23 protein-coding genes and 1 pseudogene are annotated in these 24823 nt (G+C 69.4%); 12 read left to right on the top strand and 12 right to left on the bottom strand.

Annotation, left to right across the window (positions count from 1 at the left end; genetic code table 11):
- Window positions 1-40 precede the first annotated feature (40 nt).
- The 3 genes from EHO50_RS35355 to thyX all read right to left on the bottom strand — a co-directional run bounded on the left by EHO50_RS35355 (window position 41) and on the right by thyX (window position 3734).
- On the bottom strand, window positions 41-1726 hold the full coding sequence (locus EHO50_RS35355; protein ID WP_128435322.1) for a ribonuclease J: 1686 nt from the start codon (window positions 1724-1726) through the stop codon (window positions 41-43).
- Between the two features lie 154 nt (window positions 1727-1880).
- The gene (dapA, locus tag EHO50_RS35350) at window positions 1881-2780 is read right to left on the bottom strand and encodes a 4-hydroxy-tetrahydrodipicolinate synthase (protein WP_128435321.1); all 900 of its coding nucleotides are present in this window, start codon (window positions 2778-2780) and stop codon (window positions 1881-1883) included.
- Between the two features lie 213 nt (window positions 2781-2993).
- Complete coding sequence (thyX, locus tag EHO50_RS35345) at window positions 2994-3734, bottom strand: FAD-dependent thymidylate synthase (protein ID WP_128435320.1); 741 nt, start codon at window positions 3732-3734, stop codon at window positions 2994-2996.
- 208 nt (window positions 3735-3942) lie between these two features.
- Between thyX and EHO50_RS35340 the strand changes: the two genes are divergently transcribed.
- Entirely contained in the window at window positions 3943-4179 is a 237-nt protein-coding gene (locus tag EHO50_RS35340) for a hypothetical protein (RefSeq protein ID WP_128435319.1), read from the top strand.
- Window positions 4180-4304: 125 nt separating this feature from the next.
- Window positions 4305-4859 (top strand): PH domain-containing protein, encoded by a 555-nt coding sequence (locus tag EHO50_RS35335; RefSeq protein WP_128435318.1) that lies wholly within the window; start codon window positions 4305-4307, stop codon window positions 4857-4859.
- 124 nt (window positions 4860-4983) lie between these two features.
- Here EHO50_RS35335 and EHO50_RS35330 read toward each other — a convergent pair whose 3' ends face one another.
- From EHO50_RS35330 to eccD, 6 genes are all read right to left on the bottom strand, one after another.
- Window positions 4984-5436: a tetratricopeptide repeat protein gene (locus EHO50_RS35330; protein WP_128435317.1), complete on the bottom strand. Its 453-nt coding sequence runs from the start codon at window positions 5434-5436 to the stop codon at window positions 4984-4986.
- A 12-nt stretch (window positions 5437-5448) separates the two neighbouring features.
- Window positions 5449-6201: a 4-hydroxy-tetrahydrodipicolinate reductase gene (gene dapB, locus EHO50_RS35325; protein WP_128435316.1), complete on the bottom strand. Its 753-nt coding sequence runs from the start codon at window positions 6199-6201 to the stop codon at window positions 5449-5451.
- Between the two features lie 41 nt (window positions 6202-6242).
- Window positions 6243-7622: a M16 family metallopeptidase gene (locus EHO50_RS35320; protein ID WP_128435315.1), complete on the bottom strand. Its 1380-nt coding sequence runs from the start codon at window positions 7620-7622 to the stop codon at window positions 6243-6245.
- Complete coding sequence (locus EHO50_RS35315; protein ID WP_128435314.1) at window positions 7619-9841, bottom strand: polyribonucleotide nucleotidyltransferase; 2223 nt, start codon at window positions 9839-9841, stop codon at window positions 7619-7621. The genes EHO50_RS35320 and EHO50_RS35315 overlap by 4 nt, the downstream gene beginning before the upstream one ends.
- 331 nt (window positions 9842-10172) lie before the next feature.
- Window positions 10173-10460 carry a 30S ribosomal protein S15 gene (rpsO, locus tag EHO50_RS35310; RefSeq protein WP_062701899.1) on the bottom strand — a complete coding sequence of 96 codons (288 nt, stop codon included), beginning with the start codon at window positions 10458-10460 and terminating at the stop codon, window positions 10173-10175.
- A gap of 199 nt (window positions 10461-10659) precedes the next feature.
- Window positions 10660-12117 (bottom strand): type VII secretion integral membrane protein EccD, encoded by a 1458-nt coding sequence (gene eccD, locus EHO50_RS35305; RefSeq protein WP_128435313.1) that lies wholly within the window; start codon window positions 12115-12117, stop codon window positions 10660-10662.
- A 276-nt stretch (window positions 12118-12393) separates the two neighbouring features.
- On the opposite strand from eccD, the gene eccCa reads away from it, so the two are divergent.
- The 6 genes from eccCa to EHO50_RS35275 all read left to right on the top strand — a co-directional run bounded on the left by eccCa (window position 12394) and on the right by EHO50_RS35275 (window position 21128).
- Window positions 12394-16335: a type VII secretion protein EccCa gene (eccCa, locus tag EHO50_RS35300; protein ID WP_128435312.1), complete on the top strand. Its 3942-nt coding sequence runs from the start codon at window positions 12394-12396 to the stop codon at window positions 16333-16335.
- 144 nt (window positions 16336-16479) lie between these two features.
- Window positions 16480-16866, top strand: coding sequence for a hypothetical protein (locus EHO50_RS35295; protein ID WP_128435311.1), 387 nt, complete (start codon window positions 16480-16482; stop codon window positions 16864-16866).
- An 84-nt stretch (window positions 16867-16950) separates the two neighbouring features.
- The gene (locus tag EHO50_RS35290; RefSeq protein ID WP_128435310.1) at window positions 16951-17277 is read left to right on the top strand and encodes a DUF397 domain-containing protein; all 327 of its coding nucleotides are present in this window, start codon (window positions 16951-16953) and stop codon (window positions 17275-17277) included.
- Between the two features lie 124 nt (window positions 17278-17401).
- Window positions 17402-19384, top strand: coding sequence for an ATP-binding protein (locus EHO50_RS35285; protein ID WP_128435309.1), 1983 nt, complete (start codon window positions 17402-17404; stop codon window positions 19382-19384).
- A 33-nt stretch (window positions 19385-19417) separates the two neighbouring features.
- On the top strand, window positions 19418-20749 hold the full coding sequence (locus EHO50_RS35280; RefSeq protein WP_128435308.1) for an SUKH-4 family immunity protein: 1332 nt from the start codon (window positions 19418-19420) through the stop codon (window positions 20747-20749).
- A gap of 73 nt (window positions 20750-20822) precedes the next feature.
- Entirely contained in the window at window positions 20823-21128 is a 306-nt protein-coding gene (locus EHO50_RS35275; protein ID WP_246101715.1) for a hypothetical protein, read from the top strand.
- A gap of 20 nt (window positions 21129-21148) precedes the next feature.
- Here the strand turns inward: EHO50_RS35275 and EHO50_RS35270 are convergent, their stop codons facing one another.
- Window positions 21149-21577 (bottom strand): hypothetical protein, encoded by a 429-nt coding sequence (locus EHO50_RS35270; RefSeq protein WP_128435307.1) that lies wholly within the window; start codon window positions 21575-21577, stop codon window positions 21149-21151.
- Window positions 21578-21640: 63 nt separating this feature from the next.
- On the opposite strand from EHO50_RS35270, the gene EHO50_RS35265 reads away from it, so the two are divergent.
- On the top strand, window positions 21641-22297 hold the full coding sequence (locus EHO50_RS35265; protein WP_128435306.1) for a hypothetical protein: 657 nt from the start codon (window positions 21641-21643) through the stop codon (window positions 22295-22297).
- A 116-nt stretch (window positions 22298-22413) separates the two neighbouring features.
- On the top strand, window positions 22414-22932 hold the full coding sequence (locus EHO50_RS35260; RefSeq protein WP_128435305.1) for an LppU/SCO3897 family protein: 519 nt from the start codon (window positions 22414-22416) through the stop codon (window positions 22930-22932).
- 36 nt (window positions 22933-22968) lie between these two features.
- Here EHO50_RS35260 and EHO50_RS35255 read toward each other — a convergent pair whose 3' ends face one another.
- The gene (locus EHO50_RS35255; protein WP_128435304.1) at window positions 22969-23364 is read right to left on the bottom strand and encodes a hypothetical protein; all 396 of its coding nucleotides are present in this window, start codon (window positions 23362-23364) and stop codon (window positions 22969-22971) included.
- A 39-nt stretch (window positions 23365-23403) separates the two neighbouring features.
- Here EHO50_RS35255 and EHO50_RS35250 point away from each other — a divergent pair, with 39 nt between their 5' ends.
- Window positions 23404-24057 (top strand): hypothetical protein, encoded by a 654-nt coding sequence (locus tag EHO50_RS35250; protein ID WP_246101713.1) that lies wholly within the window; start codon window positions 23404-23406, stop codon window positions 24055-24057.
- Between the two features lie 192 nt (window positions 24058-24249).
- Window positions 24250-24633 (top strand): annotated as a pseudogene (locus EHO50_RS46255) (WXG100-like domain-containing protein); the annotation flags it as partial.
- Here EHO50_RS46255 and EHO50_RS44300 read toward each other — a convergent pair.
- The gene (locus EHO50_RS44300) at window positions 24552-24806 is read right to left on the bottom strand and encodes a hypothetical protein (RefSeq protein WP_164905042.1); all 255 of its coding nucleotides are present in this window, start codon (window positions 24804-24806) and stop codon (window positions 24552-24554) included. The pseudogene EHO50_RS46255 and the gene EHO50_RS44300 sit on opposite strands and share 82 nt — an antisense overlap.
- Window positions 24807-24823 lie beyond the last annotated feature (17 nt).

Raw genomic sequence — 24823 nt, 5'->3', positions numbered from 1 at the left:
CCCCGCTCCGGGTTCACACGGCCGTGCGTCCGACGGACCGTCAGACCTCCACCACCACAGGGAGGATCATCGGCCTGCGCCGATACGTGTCCGACACCCACTTGCCCAGGGTGCGGCGCACCAGCTGCTGCAGCTGGTGGGGTTCGACCACACCGTCCTGGGCCGACCGCTCCAGCGATTCCGTGATCTTCGGGATGACCTCCCCGAAGGCGGAGTCCTCGATGCCAGAGCCTCGGGCCTGGATGTGCGGGCCGCCCGTGATCTTGCCGGTGGAGGAGTCCACCACCACGAAGACCGAGATGATGCCCTCGTCGCCCAGGATCTTGCGGTCCTTGAGGGCCGGTTCGCCCACGTCGCCGACCGAGAGGCCGTCGACGTACACGTAACCCGCCTGCACCTTGCCGGAGATCTTCGCCTTGCCCTCGATGAGGTCGACGGCGACGCCGTCCTCGGCGATGACGATCCGGTCGTGCGGAACGCCGGTCAGGGCGCCCAGTTCGGCGTTGGCGCGCAGGTGGCGCCATTCGCCGTGCACCGGCATCAGGTTCTTCGGGCGGCAGATGTTGTAGAAGTACAGCAGCTCGCCGGCCGAGGCGTGGCCCGAGACGTGGACCTTGGCGTTGCCCTTGTGGACGACGTTCGCGCCCCAGCGGGTCAGGCCGTTGATGACTCGGTAGACCGCGTTCTCGTTGCCGGGGATCAGCGAGGACGCCAGGATCACGGTGTCGCCTTGGACGATCCGGATCTGGTGGTCCCTGTTCGCCATCCTCGACAGGGCTGCCATCGGCTCGCCCTGTGAGCCCGTGCAGACCAGCACGACCTCGCTGTCCGGCAGGTCGTCGAGCGTCTTGACGTCCACCACCAGACCCGGGGGGACCTTCAGGTAGCCCAGGTCCCGGGCAATGCCCATGTTGCGGACCATCGAGCGGCCGACGAAGGCGACCCGGCGGCCGTACTCGTGGGCGGCGTCGAGGATCTGCTGGATGCGGTGGATGTGGCTGGCGAAGCTGGCCACGATGATCCGCTTGCGGGCGCCCGCGAACACCTGGCGCAGGACGTTGGAGATGTCCCGCTCGGGCGGAACGAACCCCGGGACCTCCGCGTTCGTGGAGTCGGAGAGGAGGAGGTCGATGCCTTCCTCGCTCAGCCGGGCGAAGGCGTGGAGGTCCGTCAGGCGGTTGTCCAGCGGGAGCTGGTCCATCTTGAAGTCGCCCGTGTGGACCACCATGCCGGCGGGTGTGCGGATGGCTACCGCCAGGGCGTCCGGGATGGAGTGGTTGACCGCGACGAACTCGCAGTCGAAGGGTCCGATGCGCTCGCGGTTACCCTCCGCCACTTCGAGGGTGTACGGACGGATGCGGTGCTCTTGGAGCTTGGCCTCGATGAGCGCGAGGGTCAGCTTGGAGCCGATCAGCGGGATGTCCGGCTTCTCGCGCAGGAGGAAGGGGACGCCGCCGATGTGGTCCTCGTGGCCATGAGTGAGGACGATGCCCTCGATGTCGTCGAGGCGGTCCCGGATGGACGAGAAGTCCGGCAGGATCAGGTCGATTCCGGGCTGCTCCTCCTCCGGGAAGAGCACTCCGCAGTCGACGATCAACAGGCGGCCGCCGTACTCGAAGACCGTCATGTTTCGGCCGATTTCGCCTAGGCCGCCGAGCGGGGTGACCCGTAGGCCGCCTTCGGGAAGCGGCGGGGGCGCGCTGAGTTCAGGATGCGGATGACTCAAAAGACTCTCCTCACCACGCGCGCCACGTACCGGTCGGGCACGTGGCGCGCGTGACGTTCGTGCAGAAGCAGTTGTCGTTGTGGGGTGCAGGCACCGGTGGCCTGCTTATTCAGTTGTGAAGTCTGGTGCGCGCCCGGGCGCGCGAAGTCTGGTGCTAGAGCTGTACCCCGCCTGCGGCAAGATCGATCTTGAGCTGCTCGATCTCCTCGGCCGAGCACTCCGCCATGGGCGCGCGCAGGGGTCCGGCGGGCAGGCCCTGGAGGGCGAGCGCGGCCTTGGTGGTCATGACGCCCTGGGTGCGGAACATGCCGGTGTAGACCGGGAGCAGCTTCTGGTGGATCTCCGTGGCCTTCTGGACGTCGCCGGAGACGTACGCCTCGACGAGCGCGCGCAGGTCCGGGGTGACCACGTGGCCGACGACCGAGACGAAGCCGACCGCGCCCACGGAGAGCAGCGGCAGGTTCAGCATGTCGTCGCCGGAGTACCAGGCGAGGCCGGAGCGGGCGATGGCCCAGCTGGCGCGGCCGAGGTCGCCCTTGGCGTCCTTGTTGGCCACGATGCGCGGGTGCTCGGCGAGGCGGACGATCGTCTCGGTGTTGATCGGGACGCCGCTGCGGCCGGGGATGTCGTAGAGCATGACCGGCAGCTCGGTGGCGTCGGCGATGGCCTTGAAGTGCCGGTACAGGCCCTCCTGCGGGGGCTTGTTGTAGTACGGCGTGACGACCAGGAGCCCGTGTGCGCCCACCTTCTCCGCGGTGCGGGCCAGCTCGAGGCTGTGGTGGGTGTCGTTGGTGCCGACCCCGGCCACGACGTGGGCTCGGTCGCCGACGGCCTCCAGTACCGCGCGCACCAGGTCCGATTTCTCCGCATCGCTGGTGGTGGGGGACTCACCGGTGGTGCCGTTGATGATCAGGCCGTCGTTGCCTGCGTCCACCAGGTGCGTGGCGAGCCGCTGCGCGCCGTCGAGATCAAGTGCGCCGTCCGCCGTGAAGGGCGTGATCATGGCGGTGAGGACCCGCCCGAAGGGGGTCTGCGGAGTGGAGGTCGGAGCCATGGGTTACACGCTACTCGTTGCGCACGGCCTGGTCTGCCCTCGGGGGGTGCGGAAAAGTCAGGACAAAGATGGAGCCCGGCACTGCCTGCTCGGGGGTTCAAGCAGTGCCGGGTCCGTTTGATCAGGCTAGATGAACTTCTCTAAATGCCGCAATACGGACACTTCATGAGGCTGGTCCGTGCGGCCCTGCCCAGTCGAGGAAGTGGGAGTGCTTTACGGCGCCACACGGCCGTTCGCATTGAAGGCCGCGTACGTCAGCGGCATGAGCTTGGCCCACTCCGCCTCCATCTTCTCGCCGACCATCTCGATCTCCCGCTGCGGGAAGGACGGGACCTTGGCCAGCTCGTGCTGGGTGCGCAGGCCGAGGAAGTGCATCAGGGATCGGGCGTTGCAGGTGGCGTACATCGAGGAGAACAGGCCGACCGGGAGGACGGCGCGGGCGACCTCGCGGGCGACGCCGGCGGCGAGCATCTCCTGGTAGGCCTCGTACGCCTGCCGGTACGAGTCCTCCATGACGCGGCCGACCAGCTCCTGCTGGGCCTGGGTGCCCTCCACGAAGACGTACTTGCCCGGGCGGCCCTCCTGGACCAGCTTGCGGGACTCGTCGGGGACGTAGAAGACGGGCTGGAGCTCCCTGTAGCGACCGCTCTCCTCGTTGTACGACCAGCCCACGCGGTGTCGCATGAACTCGCGGAAGACGAAGATCGGGGCGCTGATGAAGAAGGTCATCGAGTTGTGCTCGAAGGGGCTGCCGTGCCGGTCCCGCATCAGGTAGTTGATCAGGCCCTTGGAACGCTCCGGGTCCTTCTGCAGCTCCTCCAGGGACTGCTCGCCGGCGGTGGAGACGCGGGCGGCCCACAGCACGTCGGAGTCGGCCGCGCTGTGCTTGACCAGCTCGACGGTGACGTCGCTGCGGAAGCTGGGCTTGAGGTCGTCGGCGGGGGTGTCGGTCACGGCTCGGAGGGTCCTTCCATCACTTCTGTGGGCGGCGCCCACTCTACGGCCCGGCACTGACAACGGGGCGTTCGGTGCCGGGTCGCGACATACGTCGGCGAACTTCGGCGAATTTCTGTGAATTCGGCGAAACCGGGCACCTTTTGGGGCACTCGCTCGTCTGCGTTGGTAACAGTCACTCATACGATCCCGAGAGGAGAAGTCCCCGATGTTCCGTCGGCGCGAGCCCGTCCCGTTCGCCTTCCTTGCCGAGGCCGACAGGTTCCGCAGTGATGTCACTCCCCCGCCTCGCGAGCGGGCGTCCGCCGGTCAGATAGCCGGGCGCTGGCTGCTGGGCCTCACCATCGTCGCCGCGCTGGTCGGCTCGCTGGTGGTCGGCATGCCGGCGCTGTCCACCGACACCGCCACGCAGACTCAGCAGTCGCAGGCCTCTCAGGGGCGCTGACTGCTCCCCCACTGCCCGAATGGCGTGGGGGGGTACCCCCATGGACCCCCAAGGGTGGTGAGTGGGGACACAGGTCGATAGCCTCACCGGGCACAGCCCAAGCATGGATTGAGTGAGGACCAGCCGTGCCCCTGCCCTTCCTGACGGCCGACCGCGCGTTCGAGGCAGCCGACGACGTCGCGCTCCCCTTCGACGACCGTGACCGCTGGCGGCGCCCTTACCGTCCCGGGCCGTGCCGGGTGGGCGTGGCGGCGCTGTGGTTGCTGCTCGCCTCGTACGTGCTGTTCGCGGCGGTCATCATCGCCCTGACCGGCACGCCGGCCGAGGCCGGTGTCGTCTTCGGTATTGCGCTGCTCGTCATCGCCGGTGCCCTGCGGCTGCTGCGCATGGGCGTCTGGGTGAGCGCGGCCGGGCTGCGTCAGGTGGGTTTCCTCGTCACGCGTACGGTGCCCTGGGAGCAGATCGGCGCCGTGCGGACGGTGCAGCAGCCGGTGCGCTGGCTGGGGTTGCCGCGCACCGTGCAGGGGCAGGCGCTGATGCTCGTACGGCGGAATCGGGCGGCGGATGGCATGCCGACGCTGATGACCACGCACAATGCGGACTTCCTGGGGCGGGTCGCGGCGTTCGACCGGGCCACCGACGCGGTCGAGGCGTGGGCCGCGGAGAACACGCGCCGCTGAGCCCGACAGACACCCCGAAGGGGCCGGTCCGCAGTCAGTGCGGGCCGGCCCCTTCGGCGTACGGCTGGATTTCGACGCGCAGCTCAGAAGTCGTCGTGGGACTCGGGGCTGCTCCTGTCCGTGCTCAGGCCTCGACGGTCCTACCCTCGTGCAGGGCGATGGCCTGTTGCATCGCCTTGCGGGCGCGCGGGGTGTCGCGGGCGTCGTGGTAGGCGATGGCGAGCCGGAACCAGCTGCGCCAGTCCTCGGGGGCTGCCTCTGTCTCGGCCTTGCGTCTGGCGAAGACCTCGTCGGCCGAGTCGCGGTCGATGCGGCCGCTGGGGGTTCGCTTCAACTCGTCGACGGGAAGGCCGCCCTCGGCGTCGAGTTCGGCGGCGAGGGCGTTGGCCCTGCGGACGAACTGGGTGTTCTTCCACAGGAACCACAGGCCGATCACCGGCAGGATCAGCACCGCCACGCCGAAGGTGACGGTGAGGACCGTGCCGGACTGGATGAGCATCACGCCACGGCTGCCGACCAGGACGAAGTAGACGACCAGGACGGCGGCCGTTATGGCGTAGGAGAGCTTCGCGCGCATCTGAGAGCCTCGTCAGCCCAGGTCCAGGAAGTGTTCCAGACCGAAGGTCAGGCCCGGAGTGGTCACCACGCGGCGCGCGCCGAGCAGGATGCCCGGCATGAAGCTGCTGTGGTGGAGGGAGTCGTGGCGGATGGTCAGGGTCTCGCCCTCACCGCCGAGCAGTACCTCCTGGTGGGCCAGCAGGCCACGCAGGCGGACGGAGTGGACGGGGATCCCGTCGACGCTCGCGCCGCGCGCGCCGTCCAGGGCCGTCTCCGTGGCGTCCGGCGCCGGGGCCGTGCCCGCCGCACGCCGTGACTCGGCGATGAGCTGGGCCGTGCGCGTGGCGGTGCCCGAGGGGGCGTCGACCTTCTTCGGGTGGTGCAGCTCGACGACCTCCACCGACTCGAAGTAGGGCGCGGCGATCTGCGCGAACTTCATGTTCAGTACGGCCCCGATGGAGAAGTTCGGCGCGATGAGCACGCCCGTCTCCGGGGAGGCGGCCAGCCAGCCGTTCAGCTGCGCGAGGCGCTCGTCGGTCCAGCCCGTCGTACCGACGACCGCGTGGATGCCGTGGTTCACGCAGTAGTCGAGGTTGGCCATCACCGAGTCCGGCGTGGTCAGTTCGACGGCGACCTGGGCGCCCGTCTCCGCCAGGGTCTCCAGCTTGTCGCCCCGGCTCAGGGCGGCGACCAGCTCCATGTCCTCGGCGGACTCGACCGCCCGTACCGCCTCGGAGCCGATGCGGCCCTTGGCACCGAGGACCGCCACGCGCAGCTTGCTCATCTCTCTTGCTTCCTTACGTCGGATGTTCCGAGGGCGGAGGGCTAGGCCACGGCGTCGTGCAGCCGGGACGCCTGCTTGTCCTTCAGCGGGCCGATGACCGACAGCGAGGGCCGCTGTCCCAGGATCTCGCGGGCGACCGAGCGGACGTCGTCCGGGGTCACCGCAGCTATCCGGGCCAGCATGTCGTCGACGGACATCTGCTCGCCCCAGCACAGCTCGCTCTTGCCGATGCGGTTCATCAGCGCGCCGGTGTCCTCCAGGCCGAGGACCGTGGAGCCGCGGAGCTGGCCGATGGCGCGGCCGATCTCGTCGTCGGACAGGCCGTGTTCGGCGACGTGGTCCAGTTCGTCGCGGCAGATCTTCAGCACGTCGTGGACCTGCGACGGCCTACAACCCGCGTACACGCCGAACAGGCCGCAGTCGGCGAAGCCGGAGGTGTACGAGTACACGCTGTAGGCCAGGCCGCGCTTCTCGCGGACCTCCTGGAACAGGCGGGAGGACATACCGCCGCCCAGTGCCGTGTTCAGCACGCCCAGCGCCCAGCGGCGCTCGTCCGTGCGGGACAGGCCGGGCATGCCGAGGACGACATGGGCCTGCTCGGTCTTGCGGCCGATCAGCTCGACGCGGCCCGCGGTGCGCAGGGCGCGGCGGCCGATGCGCGGGGCGATGGGCGCGGCGTCGCCGTTCTTGAAGGCGCCTGCCTTCTCGAAGGCCGCGCGGACCTGTCGTACGACCTTGTTGTGGTCGATGTTGCCCGCGGCAGCCACGACCAGGTGGGTCGGGTCGTAGTGCTTCTTGTAGAAGCGGCGGATGCGGTCGGCGGTCAGGGCGTTGACGGTGTCGACCGTGCCGAGGACCGGGCGGCCGAGGGGGTTGTCGCCGAACATGGTGTGCGCGAACAGGTCGTGCACGCAGTCGCCCGGGTCGTCCTCGGTCATGGCGATCTCTTCGAGGATCGCGCCCCGCTCGACGTTGACGTCCTCTTCGAGGATGAGCGAGCCCGTCAGCATGTCGCAGACGACGTCTATGGCCAGCGGCAGGTCGGCGTCGAGCACACGCGCGTAGTAGCACGTGTACTCCTTCGCCGTGAACGCGTTCATCTCGCCGCCGACGGCGTCGAGGGCGGAGGAGATGTCCAGGGCGGACCTGCGGGCGGTGCCCTTGAAGAGCAGGTGCTCCAGGTAGTGCGTGGCGCCGTTCAGAGCCGGGGTCTCGTCGCGGGAGCCGACGTGCGCCCAGATGCCGAAGGTGGCGGAGCGGACCGAGGGCAGGGTCTCGGTGACGATGCGCAGGCCGCCGGGGAGGGTGGTCTTGCGGACCGTACCGATGCCGTTGGTGCCCTTGATGAGGGTTTGGGTACGGGCGACGGCCCGCGCCTCCGAAGAGGTGCGGGCCGTCGTCGTGGAGCTACTCGACGTCACTTGTCGGCGTCGTCCTTCTTGTCATCGGCGGAGTCTTCCTCGCCCTCGATCACGGGGATCAGGGAGAGCTTGCCGCGCGAGTCGATCTCGGCGATCTCGACCTGGACCTTGGCGCCCACGCCGAGCACGTCTTCGACGTTCTCCACGCGCTTGCCGCCGGCCAGCTTGCGGATCTGCGAGATGTGCAGCAGACCGTCCTTGCCCGGGAGCAGCGACACGAACGCACCGAAGGTGGTCGTCTTCACGACCGTGCCCAGGTAGCGCTCGCCGACCTCCGGCATGGTCGGGTTGGCGATCGAGTTGATCGTGGTGCGGGCGGCCTCGGCGGCCGGGCCGTCGGAGGCACCGATGTAGATGGTGCCGTCGTCCTCGATCGTGATCTCGGCGCCGGTGTCCTCCTGGATCTGGTTGATCATCTTGCCCTTGGGGCCGATGACCTCACCGATCTTGTCCACGGGGATCTTGACGGTGATGATCCGCGGGGCGTTCGGGGACATCTCGTCCGGCGTGTCGATCGCTTCCATCATCACGTCGAGGATGTGGAGGCGGGCGTCACGGGCCTGCTTCAGAGCGGCGGCCAGGACGGAGGCCGGGATGCCGTCCAGCTTGGTGTCGAGCTGGAGGGCGGTCACGAACTCCTTGGTACCGGCGACCTTGAAGTCCATGTCACCGAAGGCGTCCTCCGCACCGAGGATGTCGGTGAGGGTGACGTAGTGCGTCTCGCCCTCGATCTCCTGGGAGATCAGGCCCATGGCGATACCGGCGACGGGGGCCTTCAGCGGCACACCGGCGTTCAGCAGCGACATGGTGGAGGCGCAGACCGAGCCCATGGACGTCGAGCCGTTGGAGCTCAGCGCCTCGGAGACCTGGCGGATCGCGTAGGGGAACTCCTCACGCGTCGGCAGGACCGGCACGAGGGCGCGCTCGGCGAGGGCGCCGTGGCCGATCTCGCGGCGCTTCGGGGAGCCGACGCGGCCGGTCTCGCCGGTGGAGTACGGCGGGAAGTTGTAGTTGTGCATGTAGCGCTTGCGGGTCACCGGGGAGAGGGTGTCCAGCTGCTGCTCCATGCGGAGCATGTTCAGGGTGGTGACGCCCAGGATCTGGGTCTCGCCACGCTCGAACACCGCGGAGCCGTGCACGCGCGGGATGGCCTCGACCTCAGCGGCGAGCGTACGGATGTCCGTCACGCCACGGCCGTCGATGCGCTTCTTCTCCTTGATCACGCGCTCACGGACCAGCTGCTTGGTGAGCGAGCGGTACGCGGCGGAGATCTCCTTCTCGCGGCCCTCGAACTCCGGCAGGAGCTTCTCGGCGGCGAGGGCCTTGACGCGGTCCAGCTCGGCCTCGCGCTCCTGCTTGCCCGCGATGGTCAGCGCGGAGGCGAGCTCCGGCTTGACGGCGGCGGCGAGGGCCTCGAGGACGTCGTCCTGGTAGTCCAGGAAGATCGGGAACTCGCCGGTCGGCTTGGCGGCCTTCGACGCGAGGTCGGCCTGGGCCTTGCAGAGCACCTTGATGAAGGGCTTCGCGGCTTCCAGACCGGCGGCGACGACCTCCTCGGTCGGGGCCTCGGCGCCACCCTGGACCAGCTTGATGGTCCCCTCGGTGGCCTCGGCCTCGACCATCATGATCGCGACGTCGCCGTCCTCCAGGGTGCGGCCCGCGACGACCATGTCGAAGACGGCGTCCTCGAGCTCGGTGTGCGTCGGGAAGGCCACCCACTGGCCGCGGATCAGCGCGACGCGGACGCCGCCGATCGGGCCGGAGAAGGGCAGACCGGCCAGCTGCGTGGACGCGGACGCGGCGTTGATCGCGACGACGTCGTACAGGTGGTCGGGGTTGAGCGCCATGATCGTGGCGACGACCTGGATCTCGTTGCGCAGGCCCTTCTTGAAGGACGGGCGCAGCGGGCGGTCGATCAGGCGGCAGGTGAGGATGGCGTCCTCGGAGGGACGGCCCTCACGGCGGAAGAAGCTGCCGGGGATCTTGCCGGCGGCGTACATCCGCTCCTCGACGTCCACCGTCAGGGGGAAGAAGTCGAGCTGGTCCTTGGGGTTCTTGGAGGCGGTGGTGGCCGACAGCACCATGGTGTCGTCGTCCAGGTACGCCACGGCGGAACCGGCGGCCTGCTTGGCCAGGCGGCCCGTCTCGAAGCGGATGGTGCGGGTGCCGAAGGAGCCGTTGTCGATAACGGCCTCGGCGTAGTGGGTCTCGTTCTCCACTAGCGTTTTCTCCGATACTTGTCGTCTTTTGTCCCGTCGCTGCCCGTGTGGCAGGGGGACGGTTGCGGAGAAGCGCTCCGTGCGGTGCGGGCCGGTCTTCGATCGAAGCACCCGGGGCTCACTTCCCCCGGGGGCCACTACCGAGGACCGGCGGCGGCGAGGCGCGCTTCTCCTCTTCTTGTCGTGCTGTGTCGTCCGTATTGCGTTGTGCTACCACACTACAAAGCGTGTGTGACACTCCGCATGTTTCCGCACGCACGGTTGACGTTCCGCACGTACAGCAAAGGGAGCGGCTCCCGATCTCTCCGGGAACCGCTCCCCTCACGGCGTCTTACTTGGCGCCCGCCGCACCACGGCGGATGCCGAGGCGGTCGACCAGCGTACGGAAGCGCTGGATGTCCTTCTTGGCGAGGTACTGCAGCAGACGGCGACGCTGACCGACCAGGATCAGCAGACCACGGCGGGAGTGGTGGTCGTGCTTGTGGGTCTTGAGGTGCTCGGTCAGGTCCGAGATCCGGCGCGAAAGCATGGCGACCTGGACCTCGGGGGAGCCGGTGTCGCCCTCCTTCTGGCCGAACTCGGTGATGATCTGCTTCTTCGTAGCGGCGTCGAGCGGCACGCGTACTCCTCGTAGTCTTTGAGTGGCCACCGAGTGCCCCCGGTCTTTGTCTCGGGGGAGCTTCCGTTACTCGGGAGGCGGGGATCCGCTGGGCGCATCCCCCAGGCGAACCCGGGGGTGCGTACACAAACGGCCGTCACACAGCGTACCAGCACACGAGCGCGCCCTTGACAGACGGCCCCCGGCGGCGCCGTACCGGTCAGAGACCGCCGCGGACCTTGCCGTAGACGTCGAGGACGGCCAGGCAGATCGGGACCAGGGACAGCAGCACCAGCGAGTCGGCGAGGTCCAGCATGCGGCCCCAGAAGGGAGAGAGTCCCTTCTGCGGCACGATCAGGGCGATCGCGATCAGGAGCAGCACGCCGGCCCCGACCGAGGCGCCGAGCCACAGGGTACGTACGTTGACCGGGCCGGAGTCTCCCTGGAGCAGTTCCATGATGATGTCGGCCGGCGGCGAGATCGCAAGGCCGAGGACCAGCAGGGCCAGCGTGACGACACCGGCGACGAACAGGCAGGTGACCTGAGCGGTGTAGCGGAACAGGCGGGCCCGCAGCATCGCGGCGAGGCCGGTGCACAGGGCCAGCAGCTGGGCCCAGCCGCTGCTGCTGAAGCCGAGCACCGCGCCGCCCGCGCCGATGATGACGGCGGCGCAACCGCCGACCAGGCCGAGCAGCAGTTCGTGGCCGCGGCTGGTCTGGGCGACGATGCGCTGGACGTCGACGGCCTCGAGGTCGCCGTCGCGGCCCTCGCGACGGGCCCGGGCCAGGTCCTCGGGGTTACGGAAGCCGATCGGCAGCTTGGCGAAGCGGGCCGACCAGCCGGGCAGGAAGCCCACGACCGCGAGAGCGACGACCGCGGTGCCGGCGGCGATCTCCCGGGGCTCCGCCTGGGTGAGCACACCGCAGAACACGGCGAGCGTGCCGATCGCGGAGGCCAGCGCGGCGGCCACGAACGGGGCGTCGCCCTGCGGCAGCAGCATGATCAGTACGACGGAGCAGAGCAGTACGGCGACACAGCCGACGAGGAACTGGATCCGGCCGGGACCTTCACCCGCGTCCTGGGCGATGGCACCGGAGCCCGCGATGAGCGCGTGCGGCAGCGCCGAGATGCCGAGTGCGACGGCGGAGCCCCGGTCGTCGTACACCCGGGCCCGTACCCCGGCGAGTGCTGTCAGGGCGAGGGCGGTCACGCCGGCGAGGATGCCCGGCAGGCCGTTCATGTCGTGCCGGATCGGGTCCGCGAACCAGAAGACGAAGCCGAGCATGATCAGCAGCAGCGACCCCGCGACGAGGCCGGCGACCCGCATCAGGTTGTCGTTCCAGCTGCGCATGTCCTGCTTGACCGCGGCGGCGATCGCGTCCACCACGTCGTCGTGGACGGCCGGTGGCAGCGAATCGGCGAAGGTGCGCAGCAGCAGCACCTCGCCGTCCCTGACGCGGTGCTCGAGCAACGAACGGCTCGCGTCGAGCACTTGGCCCTCGCGGGTCACAAGGTGATAACCGGAGGGGCTGGTTTCCGACTGGACCAGGCCCGAGAGCCTGATGATCTCAGGAAAGAGGTCCTGGATCGGCAGGTCCTCCGGCAGCGCGACATCTACACGGCTGTCCGGTGCTGCGATGGTGATTCGGCAGAAACCTGTCGAAGTCCCCGTGCTCACCTGGTGTTCCCCCTGCTAGACAAGGCTTCCTCGCGCCGCTCGTACGACGCGGAGCGCCACCATATCCGTTGGCGCACCGGGTGCAGGACCTACCTCCCCCATTCCTCCCAGGACCTGCGCCGCATCTCCATCCGCCTGCCTCACTCGGGCACTCAGCGCATCAGTAGGATCGACGCCTACGCGAACGACGCCTACGCGAACGAGAACACGTCGCGGTACACGGGGGCGTCGGTGCCAGGACGTATCACGTATCAATCGCGAAGGATGAGTGCATCGGTGAGCGTCGTCATCATCAAACGACCACCGCGGACAGTGCCACCGGCCGTCCCGGACGGCGAGGTCAAACTCGAGACGCCGCCCGAGATTCCGCGCGAGGGCGACGACAGCATGCTGATGAACATGCTGCCCATGATGGGCATGCTGGGTTCCGTCGCCTTCTTCTTCACAGCCGGCCAGTCCTACATGAAGGTCGTCGGCGGCCTCATGCTGGCCTCGACGGTGGCCATGATGGTCGCCCAGTTCGCCAAGGCCCGGCAGGGGCCCGGCGCGGGGATGGCCCAGGACCGGCGTGACTACTTCCGCTATCTCGAGCAGGTCCGCAAGGACGTGCACAAGACCGCGGAACTGCAGCGTCGCAGCCAGCTGTTCCAGCATCCCGACCCGGAGCAGTTGTGGGCGGTGGCGGCGGACAGCAAGCGCCTGTGGGAGCGGCGCCCGAACGACGCGGACTTCGCGTCCGTGCGGATCGGCCGCGGTACCCAGCAGCTGAACACTCCGCTCGTCGCCCCGGAGACGGCCCCCAAGGACGAGCTGGAACCGCTGACGGCGGCGGCCATGAAGGCCTTCCTCGACGCGCACGGCAGTCTGCACGACCTGCCCGTCTCCATCTCGCTGCGTGCCTTCTACCACGTGACGATCTGCGGAGACACCGACACGGTCTACAGCAACGCCCGTGCCACCCTGTCCCAGCTGGCGACGCTGCACTCGCCCGAGGACCTGATGATCGCCGTGGTGGCGCACCCGTCCGCGGCGGCGGACTGGGACTGGATCAAGTGGCTGCCGCACAGCCAGCACCCGAAGGCCAAGGACGGGGCGGGCTCGGCCCGGCTCCTCTTCGACGACCTCGGGGAGCTGGAGGAGGCGCTCGCGGACCAGTTGGACGACAGGCCCCGCTGGAACCGTGAGGCGAACCCCGTCTACGACCAGCCGCACCTGATCGTGATCCTCGACGGCGGCACCGTGCCGCCGGACTCGGAACTCGCCGGCAGCGAGGGCCTCCAGGGCGTCACCTTCCTGGAGATCGCTCCCGGTGAGCTGGAGGAGGAGCTGCGGGCCGGTCTGACGGCCTATGTGAAGCCGGACCGGATGCAGCTGTTCGTCGGCCACGAGTCGGCGTACACCGGCAAGCCCGACCTGCTGAACCCGGCGCAGGCCGAGTCCCTGGCGCGGCAGCTCGCCCCCTTCCGGGTCGGCTCCGCGGAGGAGGGCGAACCCCTCCTGTCCAACCTGGACTTCACGGACCTGATGGGCATCGGCGACGCGGGCACCGTCGACGTCTCCCGCACCTGGCGTCCTCGTACGCTGCACGAGCGGCTGCGCGTGCCGATCGGTGTCGGCGAGAACGGCGAGCCGGTCATGCTGGACCTCAAGGAGGCCTCGCAGGAAGGCATGGGCCCGCACGGTCTGTGCGTCGGCGCCACCGGTTCCGGTAAGTCCGAGGTGCTGCGTACGCTGGTGCTCGGTCTCGCGGTGACGCACTCCTCGGAGACGCTGAACTTCATCCTCGCGGACTTCAAGGGTGGCGCCACCTTCGCGGGTATGGCGGACATGCCGCACACCGCGGCCGTCATCACCAACCTCGCGGACGACCTCACCCTCGTCGACCGTATGCGTGACTCGATCATGGGTGAGACGCAGCGGCGTCAGGAGCTGCTGCGCTCGGCCGGCAACTACGCCAACCTGCACGACTACGAGAAGGCCCGGGCGGCGGGCGCGGCGCTGGAGCCGATGGCCTCGCTGGTGATCGTGCTGGACGAGTTCTCCGAACTCCTCACGGCCAAGCCGGACTTCATCGACATGTTCATCCAGATCGGCCGTATCGGCCGTTCGCTGGGTGTCCACCTGCTGCTGGCGTCGCAGCGCCTGGAGGAAGGCAAGCTGCGCGGCCTGGACACGTACCTGTCGTACCGGATCGGTCTGCGGACCTTCTCCGCCGCCGAGTCGCGTACGGCGATCGGTGTCCCGGACGCCTACCACCTGCCGTCGATCCCCGGTTCCGGTTATCTGCGGTACGACACCGACACCATGGTCCGCTTCAAGGCGGCCTATGTGTCGGGGCCGTACCACGGCGAGGGCCCGTCCCGCGTGCACCGCTCGACGCAGCTGCGGCCCGCGCTGTTCTCGGCGGAGCATGTGGCGCTGCCTCCGCAGCCGGTGATCGAGGAGCCGGAGCCCGACAACCGGGTGGACGACGCGCTCGCCGACACCGTCCTGGACGTGCTCGTCGGCCGGATGATCAACCAGGGTCCGCCCGCCCACCAGGTGTGGCTGCCCCCGCTGGAGGAGGCGCCCTCGCTGGAGCAGCTGCTCCCGCAGCTCGCCGTCTCCCCGGAGCGCGGCCTCACCGCACCCGACTACACGGCGCTCGGCCGGCTCAACGTGCCGGTCGGTCTGGTGGACAAGCCGTTCGAGCAGCGGCGTGACGTGCTGTACCGGGACTTCGCGGGCGGTGCCGGTCACGGTCTGTTCGTCGGTGGTCCGCAGTCCGGCAAGTCGACGCTGCTGCGCACGCTCATCTCGTCGTTCGCGCTGACCCACACGCCGTCCGAGGTGCAGTTCTACTGCCTGGACTTCGGTGGTGGCGGTCTGATCTCGATGGAGGAGCTGGCGCACGTCGGCGGCGTCGCCAACCGTCTCGACGCCGAGAAGGTGCGCCGTACCGTCAGCGAGGTCGAGGGCATCCTCAACGCGCGCGAGGAGTACTTCCGCGCGAACAACGTCGACTCGGTGCAGACCTACCGTCAGCGCCGGGCCGCGGGCCAGCTGCCCGACCAGCCCTGGGGTGACGTCTTCCTCGTCATCGACGGCTGGGCCACCTTCAAGACGGACTACGAGATGCTCGAGTCCACCGTCACGGAGATCGCGACGCGCGGCCTCGGTTTCGGTGTGCACGTGATCCTGACGGCGAGCCGCTACACCGAAGTGCGGCCCGCGCTCAAGGACATGCTGCAGAACCGCATCGAGCTGCGCCTCGGTGACCCGACCGAGTCCGAGATCGACCGCAAGGTCGCGCAGAACGTCCCGGCCACCGTCCCGGGCCGCGGTCTGACCCAGGACAAGCTGCACTTCATGGCGGCGCTGCCGCGCGTCGACGGCTCCTCGGAGACGGACGACCTGTCCGAGGCGACGTCGATCCTCATCCGCGGCATCAACGACAACTGGCAGGGCCAGCACGCTCCGGCCGTACGACTGCTGCCCACGATGATGCCGTCGGACCGGCTGCCCAAGGGCTTCGAGCACCCGGACCGCGGTGTGGCCATCGGTATCGACGAGTCGTCGCTCTCGCCGGTCTTCGTCGACTTCGAGACGGACCCGCTCTTCATCGTGTTCGGTGAGAGCGAGTCCGGTAAGTCCGCGATGCTGAGGCTGCTCGTCAAGCAGATCACCGAGCGCTACACGCCGGACCAGGCGAAGATCGTCATGGGTGACTACCGGCGCGCCCACCTGGAGGGAGTGCCCGACTCCCACCTGTCGCGGTACTGCGCCTCGGCCCCGGCCCTGACGGAGACGCTGGAGGGTCTGGCCGGCTCGATGCACCGTCGTATGCCGGGTCCGGACGTCACGCCGGAGCAGCTGCGCAACCGCAGCTGGTACAGCAGCCCGGACGCGTTCGTCATCGTCGACGACTACGACCTGGTGGCGACCGGCGTGAACCCGCTGGCCCCGCTCCTGGAGTACCTGCCGTTCGCCCGTGACGTCGGCCTGCGCATCATCATCGCCCGCTCCTCGGGCGGTGCGAGCCGCTCGCTCTACGAGCCGGTGATGCAGCGGATGCGTGAACTCGGCGCCCAGGGCCTCGTGCTCTCCGGCGACCGGGCCGAGGGTGCGCTGCTCGGCAACATCACGGCGACGCAACTGCCGCCCGGCCGTGGGTACTTCCACACGCGCCGCCGCGGTGGGCAGCTGATCCAGACGGGGTGGCTGCCGAACCGGTTCTGAGCAACGGTCGGTCGGACAGTCGGTGAGCAGGAGGGGCGGTACCCGCGAGGGTGCCGCCCCTCTTCGCTGCCCGTGTGCGCGCCGTTAAGGTGGAGTCACGACAGAAATGACGAGCCACGGGGGGCAGTTGTGCCGTCGGACTACATGGACTCCGATCCTGAGGTACTGAAGACCGAGGGATTCGCCATGTTCAATGTCGGCCTGGAGTTCTCCAAGGCCGTGACCAAGCTGACGAACGGGCTGACCGCCCTCGAAAAGGGTGACACCCCGCCGTGGGGTGACGACGACATCGGCGAGAAGTTCGGCGTCGTCTACGAGGGCCTGCGCGACGGCATGTACGACTCGATGGGCAGCCTGGCGGAGCGCATCGCCGGCATGGGGGTCGCCTTCACCAAGATGGGCATCGCGCACGAACTGAACGAGGCCGAGCAGGACGCCATCTGGAAGCAGACGATGTCCGAGTACGACGGTCAGGTCGAGCTTCCGCCCGGGGTCGCGAAGGGCACGATCCACACGCGGCCTACCACCTGATCCGCGACGGACGTGTGACGGGTCACCCACGCCAGTAGGGTGAGACGCACACTTCGTTCGCACGTCAGGAAGAGGCCCAGCAGCATGACCGAGGCTACCGAGCCACAGAACAACGAGGTCGGGACTCAGGCCGAGGACACCAAGGCGCGCAAGGAGCGGGAGCGGGACGAGCTCTACGCCCTCGACATCTCCGGGGTCGAGTGGCACTGCGCGCCCGGCACCGAGCAGCACGAGGAGCGGGTCGAGATCGCCTACCTGCCGGAGGGCGCGGTGGCCATGCGGTCCTCCCTGGATCCCGGCACCGTGCTGCGGTACACCGAGGCGGAGTGGCGGGCGTTCGTACTCGGGGCGCGGGACGGGGAGTTCGATCTGGAGCCGGCTCCGCACAATGGTGGCGTGGTGGCGGAGTAGGTCGGCTTCGGGGGGTGCCTCGTCGGCGTTCGCGGGCGGCCGACCGCTCGTCCGCGAGACCGGCGCGGCGCCTAAGATCAGGGTCGTACGAGTAGGCGTCCGCGATGGCGGAGGACGGGGACCCATGACCGGCTCGACCGAGGACTACGCACCGCACCCCCACATAGGCGGCCGGACCGCCGCCCTGCGCGCGCTTGCCGCATGGCGCGGGGCCGCGCCCGGCGCTCCGCGCGTGGTCGTGGTCACCGGCGGTTCCGGCAGCGGGCGTTCGCGGCTGCTCACCGGGTTTCTGATGCTGTGCGAGCCGGGGTACCGCAAACTGCTGCCGCTGGACGAGATGGACCCGTCGACGGTGCCGCCGGAGCTGCCGGCCCCCGCCGTACCCGCCCCCGAGGGGCTGACCGCGGCCCAGGTCCTGTGGCTGCTCGCCGAGCACTACGAGCTGAACGCCACCACTACGGAGGGCGTGTACGCCGAACTGGCCGCACTCGATGAGCCGGTCACCGTCGTCGTACCCGACGTCGACCGTGCTGGGCCAGTGCGGGCGGCGGGCGAACCCGCACGGCTGGTGCGGGAGGTGCTCGCCCCCCTCGCCACCACGGAGACGGTCCGGCTGCTGGCCGAGGTGCCGCGTCCACTGGCCGCCGAGATGGCCGAGGGGCTGCCGTCCGGCACCGTGCGGATCATCGATCTCGACGAGCCGGAGTGGGCCGACCCCGAGGGCCTGCTGCGGCACGCCCAGGCTGCCCTGAGCCCGGAGTTCGGAGCACCCGAACTGCCGTTCACCGTCGACCCCGCCGCCCGTCTCGCCCTGGGAGCGGCCATCGGCCGCCGGGCCGGAACCAGTCCGCTGGTCGTCCAACTCGCCGTCAACTGCCTGCTGATGGCTCCGGAGGGCTTCGATCCGGCCGACGAGAGGTTCCTGCCGACGTCCGTCGGTGAGGCCCTGGACCTGCACGCCAGGCGGCTCGGCTCCGACTCGCAGACACTGCGGTTCCTGCTGGCACCGCTTGCCCTGGCCGAGGCCGACGGCATACCGATCCACCTGTGGGCACGGCTGGCGAGCGCGGTCGCCGGGCAGGACATGAGCCAGGCCATCGCGGGCGGGATGCTGCTCGCCGCGCCGTTCGTGCAGCCCGAGGAGCAGGAGGCGGAACAGGAACAGGCAGGGGACGCGGCAGACAGCAAGCAGGCGGACGGCGGACGTACGCTCCTGCGGCTGCTGCACCCGGCTCTCGCTGACGAGATCCGTGCCGGTCTGCCGAACGTCGCCGCCGCTCAGACCCAGATCGCGATGGCCCTGTTGGAGGCCGTGCCGGAGCAGGACTGGAGCAAGGCCGACCCCTATGTGCGCGACCACATCGCCGGCCACACCCTGGAGGCGGGGCTCCTTCCCCAACTCCTCACGGATCCCGGACTGTTCGTCCACGCCGACCCGGTTTCCCTGCGCGCCGCCGTCGAGGTCGTACCGACTGAGGAGCTGGGCGCACCGGCCCGTACCTATCTGCGTACGGCGCCGCTGCTGACCCGAACCCAGGCGCCTGTCACGCTGCGTGCCGCCCTGTTGGAGACCGCGTTCGTCGAGGACGGCCTGCCCGAGTACGCCGAGGCGATACGCCGGCGGCTCGGGCTGGAGCTGCCGTGGCAGACGCTGTGGAGCCTGTCCCTGCCCGGCGTCAGCGCCGTGACCGTGGGCAGCCTGCCTGGCCCCGACGGGGCTGCCACCCCGGTCGCCGTACTGGTCGTACCCGCGGGCACACCTGGTGCACGGCCGGTCGGTGCGCCCGGCGGGGAGTCCGGCCGGGAGTCCGGCTCAGCGGTGCTCATCCATGGCCTCGTACAGGGTGATCACCTCGGCGACACCGATCCCGGGCAGATTCTTCGCCCCTCGGAGGAGGAACATGCCGCCGCCCCGCTGGGCCTGAGCCGGGGCGCCGACTACCTGCGTGTCTGGGACCGGGCGGATCAGGCTGTCGTCGCCGCGCTGATCTCCGACACGCCTTTCACTGCGGCCGACCTGTCCCCCGACGGCATCCTTCTCCTTGCCACCGAGCGAGGGGCCAAGGCCCTCCGTATTCGCGGGGCGGGCGCGGGGATAGCCTCGTAGGCACCACAAACACCACTTCGAAGGAGCCTCCCCGTGACCAGCCAGGAGCAGGCGCTCGCCATCGCCGACCGTTGGCTCAACCCGGAAGGCTCCGCGGAGCCGCGCCGCGAGGTCCGGATGCAGGAGTTCGACCTGGGCTGGGTCGTCTGGGCGGCGCCCGCGGAGCCCGAGCGTGACCCGGAGACCGGGGAGCGGCGACCGCCTGCCGAGATCGGCAACGCGTGCGGGGTCGTGGACCGCGGCAGCGGCGAGCTGACGGTCTGGCCGTCGGTGCCGGTCGACGAGGTCGTCCGGATGTACCGGCAGAAGCATGGCGGCGCGGGACAGGGTGCGGGCGCGTCCGAAGGCGGCGCCCGTCCGGTCACCGGGCCCGGCAACACCGCCGTCTTCACGTACACGGACCCGGCGAACGGTGAGGAGACCACCCTCTTCCGCACCTCCGCCCCCGGTCTGCCCCCCGCCGAGTACCAGGCGTGGGGGGAGCTGCGGCGGATGAACGTACCCGCCGACAATGTCGTGGCTATCCACACCGACCTGCGTCCCAGCCTGCTCCCCGGCGGTTACACGGCCGAGCTCCTCAACACCTTCCCCAACGCCCAGCTCTCCTGCTCGCAGTCCTACGGAGCCCGTCCCGAGGCGCGTGCGGAGGGCATCACGGCGTTGGTCGAGCAGGTCGAGACGATGCACCGGATGGCCGGCCAGCAGCCGCCACCCCGTCCGCACCGCGTCCCGGTTCCCGCGCAGGTGACTCCGGCTGAGCCGATGCGTGACGTGGCGCTCGGCCGGCATCTTGTCGATGTGTTCGGCGAGGACGGTGTACGTCGCTTCGATGCCGACGACATCGCCGACTGCCCGCTGCCCGAGGCCGCCAAGGCAACGCTCACCTGGGCAGGGCTCCCCGCCGACCTCCCGCTCTTCTTCACCGCCGACCGGCCCGACGCGCCTCCGGCCGGCGGCCTGTTCACCGATGTCGCCACGAATCTGCGCGAGCGCCGCAGCCCGGCCGGCGAGGAGAAGATCGGCGCCCTGTCGTACCTGGTCCGGATCGGCTTCGACGGTGTCGCGGTCATCGCGGTGCAGTGTCAGCCGGGGTCGGGGCAGCCGGACGGCCTCGGTGCGCTCTGGGCGGTGGACCCGGTCACCGCCCTGGCTCGATACGTCAACTTCTCGGTCGCCGCCTTCGCCCGCTCCCTGGCTCTGCTCGCCACCGCACGGCAGCGGATGCAGGGCCTGGATCCGGTCGCGGCCGGTGCGGAAGTGGCGGCGCTGCAGGAGCAGTTGGCGGCTGTCGATGCGTCCGCGCTGAGCAACGCGGACACCTGGTGGTCGCTGATCGTCGAGCAGATGTGGCACGGGCTGTTCTGACCGGCCGCCGCCCGGCCCTCTTGGCGGCGCCACCGAGGCAACCCAGAGGGCCGAGACGACTGGGAGAACGACCGTGACTTCGGACCACCCGGCACCGCCCACCACCCCCGAGCAGGCCCTCGCCATCGTGCGCAGCCGCTACGCGCGGCCCAAGCTGCCGGACGGCACTCCGGCCGAGCTGTGCGTCGAGGAGTTCGACATCGGATACCTGGTGTACGCGGTGTTCCCGCCTGTCACGGACGCCGCCGGGCGGCCTCAGCCGGCTCCGCCCGGCGGCAGCAAGATCGTGGTCGCCAAGGACACCGGCGAGGCCGTCACCGTCCCCAACTACCCGACCGAGGCGGCCATCGCGCTGTACCGGAAGCAGCGCCAGTCATAGCCCGTGGGCCGTGTGCGTGATCAGTACAGCGAGAACCCGCCGCTGTGCCGCCCTTGGTTCTTCTTCCCGGACTGCGAGCTCTCGCCCTCCGACCGCCTCGGCTCGGACGACCCGGAGGAGGGGCCACCGCCGGTCAGCGGCTCGCCGTGCCTGACCTGGTCGCGTTCCTCGTCCGACAGCGATTCCCACTGACCGCGCAGGGACGCCAGCCCTCCGCCCAGAGCGCGTGACACGGCGGGGTCGTCCAGGGCGTCGCGCAGGGCGAGGCGGCCGGAGAGCAGCTTCTTGGCCGCCTCCTGCATCTCCTTGCCGGCGCCTTCGGTTTCGGACAGCTTGCGCAGGGCGGAGTTCAGGGAACGGATCTGGTCCGGTTCGAGTGCCTCGTCGATCACACCACGTTCCTGCGAAGAGCCGTGCGGGTTGGGTGAGTTCTCGGGTTTCCTGGTCATTCGCTTCTCCTCGACTCTCGACACCTGAAGTATCTCCCGTCACACGTGGAAGGACCCACCGCCATGGCTCGGACGCAAGGCACAGGAAGCGGTACCGGCCTCGACCGTTCCCTCAACGGCCTCGTCGGCGGAGCCTTCGGGCGCCTCGGGCGAGCGGGCGGCCTGGTCTTTCTGCTCGCGGGGCTCGTCCTGAGCGGATTCGGCGCGTACGAGGGGGCGTACGCCGCGGGGTGGGCGGGCACGCGCGGCACCCTGACGGTGCAGCAGTGCGAGGTGAGTTACCCGAGCAACGCCTCCCGCAGCAGCCGTAAGAACCGCCGGCCGGTCCGCTGCGAGGGCACCTTCGTCTCCGAGGACGGCAAGAGCATGGACGCCCATGCGGCGGTGCAGGTCAGGCGGCGGTACGCGCAGGGCGCCGAGTTGGCGGTGCAGCAGACCGATCCGCCAACAGGGGCGGGCGCGATGGATGCCGAGTACGTACAGACCGGGATGGACCGGGCCTGGCGCTGGTTCGGCGCCTTCTTCGGTGGCTGGGTCCTCACGGGGCTCGGCGTCTTCTGCCTCGCCACCGGGTTCGCGCCGTTCGGGCGGAGCCGTATCTCGTTCGACGCGGCGTGGGAGGCGGCGGGGCGGGGAGGGACGCGGTCGGTGGTGATCGGGATGATCGGGGTGGGGCTGGTCGGGGCCGGGGTGTCGTTCCTGGTCAGTTACTTCTTCTGACCGGTTCCCACACACCTCACCCCCGGTGGGCGCCCGGCTGACGCCGGAGGGTAGCGTGCGCCCGTCAACTTCGCGTTGATCTCCATCCGTTCAGCCAACCAGGGGGTCTCCCAAGCATGTCCACGCCTCCGCCGCAGTACCAGAACCAACCGCCGTACGGACAGCCGCAGCAGCCGTACGGATATCCGCAGCAGGCGCAGCCGCAGGCTCCGTACGGGTATCCGCAGCAGCCGCAGCCTCCGCGCGGGCCACAGCGACCCCAGCCGGGAGGTCTGTTGCGGGCCGTGAAGTCCGCCGTGATCGTCGTGGCGGTGTTCGGCGCCGTGGGCTACTGGGTCTGGGATTACAACACCAGCCCCACCGGCGGCAAGGCCAAGGCAGACGCTTCGGCGTCGGCGGCGGCTGAGGAGGCCAAGAAGCACGAGCCGGAGATCGGCGACTGCGTCAAGGTCGCGGACCCCGACGGCGACCCGGTGCCGACAGTGGTCGGCTGTGACTCCGCCGAGGCCGAGTACAAGTTGGGTGAGTGGATGCCCGGCAAGGGCAGGGAATGCGGGTCGGAGTACGACTACGGGATTCAGTACCGCAACACCGGCCACAGGTCCAGCTACACGTTGTGCTTCACCAAGGTCTGATCCGGCCTTCGGCTCGCTGACCAGAACTCGATCGAGTCAGGACAGCGCATCCGCCAGTGACGCGCCCGCCGCCGCGAAAATGATCGCCATCATGGCCAGGCGGGTGCGTCCGCGCCGCGCCAACTCCACGCTGAGACCGGCAGAAGCAAGGCTCAAGCCGTACCCCGCGGTTCCCACACCCGCCTGCGTACCGCTTCCGATGTGCCCCACGATCACCATGAGGCAGACCAGCGCCACCAACGCCCCGGCGGCCATGAGCCCACCGCGGGCGCTCCGCGCCTGCCGCGACCGCTGTCTCGCGAACCCCGGATCCGCTTGCCCTTGGAATCTCGCCGTGAGCTCATCCGCGCCGGGCGGGACGAGATCGCCCTCGTCGCCTCGCAGCTGCGTCTTTACCTGTTCCCCGCCGCGTTCCCGGCCGTGCGTCGTCATGAGGAGGGAGCGTAGGTCAATTCGCTAAGCTCACGCACCATGTTGCCTTCGCACACGCCCTCTCCCGCGCCCGATGCCACGGTCATACGGACCGGCCGCCGCGGTGCCATGACGGGGCTCCCCTGCTCCGTCCTGCTCATCGCGATGGGAGCCGTCGGCGTCTTCGGCGCTGTCGTGGTTGCTACCGGGAACCAGAAGGAACAGTCCAACCCGGCAGGGTACGCGGGCCTCGTGTTCATGCTGCTGCTCGGTGCGCTCGGCGTGTTCCTCTTCATCGCCAACTGGGCGAACCGCCGCACCCGGGTCCTCGTCGACGCCACCGGCCTGTGGGTCGAGAACGGCACGCTGCGCAACGTCATCCCCTGGCAGGGTCTCGCCGGAGTCGGCCTGTTCTGGAGCAAGTTCGGCCGAAGCCAGAAGGTCTACTCCCTGGAGTTGTTCCCCACCGGTCCCATCGACGTGGACGACCCGGTCCTGTGGACCCTGGTCCGCGACGAGGAGCCGCTGCATCCCGGCCTTCCCCGGCTGCGCTACCGCCTCCCCTTCCCCGCCCCCTGCCGACAGGAGATGGTGACCGCGGTCCAGGGGTACGTCCCGCACCTCTGGCTCGGCGAGTCCGAGCGGGCCGAGGGCCACGTCGGCCGGCCCGACATCAAGGGACACCGACAGCGCACCCAGGGCCGTACGCAGTGAACGCCCGGCCTCGTACCGCGGCCCTCCGGCAACGGCAGCGACCTGCAACGGACTTGTGACAGCAAACACCTGAAGTCACCGGCAGGTGATTCCGTAAACTTTGCGGACGGCTGTACTCCTGTGTGATTTCCCTCGGCTGGTGAGGGATGTGTACGGCCGTGCTGTCTGACGGGGGTGCTTTCTGCTGTGGCGATGATGTTGCCGGACGAGCTCGAGTGGGTTCTCCAGATGCTGGGCTACAAGTGGCCGACAGCGAACGAGGACAAGCTCAGAGACTGCGCCACCATGTGGCGGGAGTTCGGCGAGAAGGTCAACGAGCTCCACACCACGGCGAACAGCAGCGCGCGTCAGGTCACCGCCCACAACGCCGGTGAGTCGATCGACAAGTTCACCAAGACCTACGAGAAGTTCGACGGTGGCGGCGGCAACGACGGCTACCTCCGCAGCGCCGCCGAGGCCGCGTTCCTCATCGCGAACGTGCTGGAGGCCTGCGCCTACCTCGTCGAGTTCGCCAAGTGGGCGGTGATCGCCCAGCTCATCGCCCTGGCCATCCAGATCGCCGCCGCCGCTGCCGCCGCGCCCTTCACTTTCGGTCTGTCCTCGGTAGCGGGAATGGGCGCCACCCAGGCCGCCCGCCTGATCGTCCGACGCCTCCTCGACGAGCTCAAACAAGCCATGTTCGAGGCGCTCATCGAGATGATGAAGGAACCCGCGATCTCTGCGGTCGAGGCGATGATCAGCGACCTCATCCGCCAGACCGTCAACG

The sequence above is a fragment of the Streptomyces cyaneus genome, assembly GCF_004028635.1.
In the GTDB taxonomy this organism is placed as follows: Bacteria; Actinomycetota; Actinomycetes; order Streptomycetales; family Streptomycetaceae; genus Streptomyces; species Streptomyces cyaneus.
Note: the sequence above shows the minus strand (reverse complement) of the source record. Positions and strands in the feature narration are given on the sequence as shown.